Origin of the sequence: Secundilactobacillus angelensis (genome assembly GCF_012641075.1) — a bacterium.
Lineage (GTDB): Bacteria > Bacillota > Bacilli > Lactobacillales > Lactobacillaceae > Secundilactobacillus > Secundilactobacillus angelensis.
In genome coordinates this window covers 1-1138 of the sequence record NZ_JAAXLJ010000055.1, presented here as the reverse complement: position 1 = coordinate 1138, position 1138 = coordinate 1, and the positions used below count along the sequence as shown (strand labels likewise).

Sequence of the window (1138 nt, the reverse complement as noted above, 5' to 3'; positions counted from 1 at the left end):
GATTTAGTTGAAGAAATGAACAAAGTTACTGATGCTGATATTGATCAGAAGTATGATGAATTAGCTAAGACCTACACCATGAACCCTGGTGACAACGACGAAGCCTTCTTTGAAGACCACGTTAAGTACCAGATTCGCGAATACTTCGGTTTGAAACGCTTCATGGACGCTCATGGCTACACTGCCTTCTCAGATAACTTTGAAGACTTGTATGGTATGAAGGAATTACCTGGTTTAGCTACTCAATTATTGATGGCTGAAGGCTATGGTTTCGCCGGTGAAGGTGACTGGAAGACCGCTGCTCTTGACCGCTTAATGAAGATCATCAGCCACAACAAGCGGACTGCCTTCATGGAAGACTACACTCTTGATCTACGTAAGGGCCATGAAGCTATCCTTGGTTCACATATGCTTGAAGTTGATCCAACCTTAGCAACTGACAAGCCTAAGATTGAAGTTCACCCATTGGACATCGGTGGTAAGGAAGATCCAGCTCGTTTGGTCTTTGCCGGTGGTGAAGGTGACGCAATCGATGTTACCTTGGCTGACTTCGGTGATGAATACCGGATGATTATGTACGAAGTAGATGGCCATAAGGCAGAGTCAATGCCTAAAATGCCAGTTGCTAAGCAAATGTGGACACCTAAGGCTGGTTTAAAGAACGGCGCTACTCAATGGATCGAAAATGGTGGTGGTCACCACACAGTCTTCTCATTCGGTGTCACTGCTCAACAAATGGAAGACTTCGCCAAGATGGTTAGCTTGCATTTGGTTAACATCAAATAACTTTGCGCAAGGATTGCGGTATAATTGATTTAGTGATGAATGTACAGTAATCGATATATAAATGCCCTTGACACTGATATAACGTCAATACTATAATTTCTACTAGTTTAATAGGATATTTAGAATATAAGTCATGATAATTTTACTTGATACTCATTAAAGTAAATTATCATGATTTTTTGGTTTTTGATTGAAGGAGACGTATCTTGAACATTCTAATAGGATTAATGCCTGCTCTATGCTGGGGATTATATCGGCTCTTTGGCAACTGTTGTTGGTAAATTTATAAATTAGTTCTAATCACTACTTTGTGATTAGGACTTTTTTAGTTTTAATATGCAAAGTATAAAGT

Annotated in this window: 1 protein-coding gene; it reads left to right on the top strand. The window is 39.9% G+C overall.

Annotation, left to right across the window (positions count from 1 at the left end):
• The coding region (locus HC026_RS12305) for an L-arabinose isomerase family protein (RefSeq protein ID WP_456300137.1) at positions 1-786 on the top strand (786 nt) is incomplete at its 5' end.
• Positions 787-1138 lie beyond the last annotated feature (352 nt).